This window comes from Rhizobium grahamii CCGE 502, from assembly GCF_000298315.2.
Lineage (GTDB): Bacteria > Pseudomonadota > Alphaproteobacteria > Rhizobiales > Rhizobiaceae > Rhizobium > Rhizobium grahamii.
Genome location: NZ_AEYE02000041.1, coordinates 1 through 3,054, shown reverse-complemented (window position 1 = coordinate 3,054; position 3,054 = coordinate 1). Strand labels below are relative to the sequence as shown.

General features: G+C 53.7%; 2 rRNA genes. Both read left to right on the top strand.

The features are described 5' to 3' along the window. Nucleotides 1-2,626 (top strand): 23S ribosomal RNA (locus RGCCGE502_RS34255); the annotation flags it as partial. A 181-nt stretch (nt 2,627-2,807) separates the two neighbouring features. Next, nucleotides 2,808-2,922 (top strand): 5S ribosomal RNA (gene rrf, locus RGCCGE502_RS34250). Nucleotides 2,923-3,054: the final 132 nt, after the last annotated feature.

Below are 3,054 nucleotides of genomic sequence, written 5' to 3'. Positions count from 1 at the left end.
GGTTTCCAAGCATTGTGATAAGGTATCTGCACCTGAATAAAATAGGGTGTAAGAAGCGAACGCAGGGAACTGAAACATCTAAGTACCTGCAGGAAAGGACATCAACCGAGACTCCGCAAGTAGTGGCGAGCGAACGCGGACCAGGCCAGTGGCATTGGAAGTTAAAGTGGAACAAGCTGGAAAGCTTGGCCGTAGTGGGTGACAGCCCCGTACGCGTAAACACTTTCAATGTCCTAGAGTAGGGCGGGGCACGTGAAATCCTGTCTGAACATGGGGAGACCACTCTCCAAGCCTAAGTACTCGTGCATGACCGATAGCGAACAAGTACCGTGAGGGAAAGGTGAAAAGCACCCCGACAAGGGGAGTGAAATAGAACCTGAAACCGGATGCCTACAAACAGTCGGAGCCCGCAAGGGTGACGGCGTACCTTTTGTATAATGGGTCAACGACTTAGTGTAACAAGCAAGCTTAAGCCGGTAGGTGTAGGCGAAGCGAAAGCGAGTCTGAATAGGGCGATTTAGTTTGTTGCATTAGACCCGAAACCGAGTGATCTAGCCATGAGCAGGTTGAAGGTTGGGTAACACCAACTGGAGGACCGAACCCGCATCTGTTGCAATAGATTGGGATGACTTGTGGCTAGGGGTGAAAGGCCAATCAAACTCGGAAATAGCTGGTTCTCCGCGAAATCTATTTAGGTAGAGCGTCGACCGAATACCCCCGGGGGTAGAGCACTGGATGGGCTATGGGGACTCACCGTCTTACTGATCCTAACCAAACTCCGAATACCGGGGAGTACTAGTCGGCAGACACACGGCGGGTGCTAACGTCCGTCGTGAAAAGGGCAACAACCCTAACCTCCAGCTAAGGTCCCCAAGTCATGGCTAAGTGGGAAAGGATGTGAGGATCCCAAAACAACCAGGATGTTGGCTTAGAAGCAGCCATCATTTAAAGAAAGCGTAACAGCTCACTGGTCTAAATAAGGGTCTTTGCGCCGAAAATGTAACGGGGCTGAAGCCATGCACCGAAGCTGAGGATGTGTAGCAATACACGTGGTAGCGGAGCGTTCCGTAAGCCTGTGAAGGGATACCCGTGAGGGATCCTGGAGGTATCGGAAGTGCGAATGTTGACATGAGTAACGATAAAGAGGGTGAGAGACCCTCTCGCCGAAAGACCAAGGGTTCCTGCTTAAAGTTAATCTGAGCAGGGTTAGCCGGCCCCTAAGACGAGGCGGACACGCGTAGTCGATGGGAACCACGTTAATATTCGTGGGCCTGGTGGTAGTGACGGATTGCTCAACTTGTAAGGTCTTATTGGATTGATCTTGCAGGGACGCGGTTCCAGGAAATAGCTCCACCGTATAGACCGTACCCGAAACCGACACAGGTGGTCAGGTAGAGTATACCAAGGCGCTTGAGAGAACTATGTTGAAGGAACTCGGCAAATTGCACGCGTAACTTCGGAAGAAGCGTGACCCCTTCGCACGCAAGTGTGGTGGGGTGGCACAGACCAGGGGGTAGCGACTGTTTATCAAAAACACAGGGCTCTGCGAAGTCGCAAGACGACGTATAGGGTCTGACGCCTGCCCGGTGCTGGAAGGTTAAGAGGAGAGGTGCAAGCTTTGAATCGAAGCCCCAGTAAACGGCGGCCGTAACTATAACGGTCCTAAGGTAGCGAAATTCCTTGTCGGGTAAGTTCCGACCTGCACGAATGGCGTAACGACTTCCCCGCTGTCTCCAACATAGACTCAGTGAAATTGAATTCCCCGTGAAGATGCGGGGTTCCTGCGGTCAGACGGAAAGACCCCGTGCACCTTTACTATAGCTTTACACTGGCATTCGTGTCGGCATGTGTAGGATAGGTGGTAGGCTTTGAAGCGGGGACGCCAGTTTCCGTGGAGCCATCCTTGAAATACCACCCTTATCGTCATGGATGTCTAACCGCGGTCCGTTATCCGGATCCGGGACAGTGTATGGTGGGTAGTTTGACTGGGGCGGTCGCCTCCGAAAGAGTAACGGAGGCGCGCGATGGTGGGCTCAGACCGGTCGGAAATCGGTCGTCGAGTGCAATGGCATAAGCCCGCCTGACTGCGAGACTGACAAGTCGAGCAGAGACGAAAGTCGGTCATAGTGATCCGGTGGTCCCGCGTGGAAGGGCCATCGCTCAACGGATAAAAGGTACGCCGGGGATAACAGGCTGATGACCCCCAAGAGTCCATATCGACGGGGTTGTTTGGCACCTCGATGTCGACTCATCGCATCCTGGGGCTGGAGCAGGTCCCAAGGGTATGGCTGTTCGCCATTTAAAGCGGTACGTGAGTTGGGTTCAGAACGTCGTGAGACAGTTCGGTCCCTATCTGCCGTGGGTGTAGGAATATTGACAGGATCTGTCCCTAGTACGAGAGGACCGGGATGGACATATCTCTGGTGGACCTGTTGTCCTGCCAAGGGCATAGCAGGGTAGCTACATATGGAATGGATAACCGCTGAAGGCATCTAAGCGGGAAACCAACCTGAAAACGAGTATTCCCTATCAGAGCCGTGGAAGACGACCACGTTGATAGGCCGGGTGTGGAAGCGCAGCAATGTGTGAAGCTTACCGGTACTAATAGCTCGATTGGCTTGATCGTTCTCATTGATCAATGCTCATAGGGCAAGCGCAAGGCGCTTGTCCCGACAGAGCGAAGGCGCAAGCCTTTGCGACAGGCCCGGCGAACACGCAGTGTTCGTCCGGTTCTAGCCTGAGACGTGTTCAAGATTAAGAAGAGGGCTCTGCCCTCACCAGCTTCTCAATTTGTTGCGCTTCGCTGACCTGGTGGTTATGGCGGGGCGGCTGCACCCGTTCCCATTCCGAACACGGCCGTGAAACGCCCCAGCGCCTATGGTACTTCGTCTTAAGACGCGGGAGAGTCGGTCGCTGCCAGGTCTGCTAAACGCAACAAACAATCTTCTCATCACGTCACGGCGATCACAAGATCGTCCGAAAACGGCCCAAGCCGATCAAAAAGGGCCGCCCAAAAGCGGTCCTTTCTGCTTTCCAAGGGCTAAAATGCGGAGC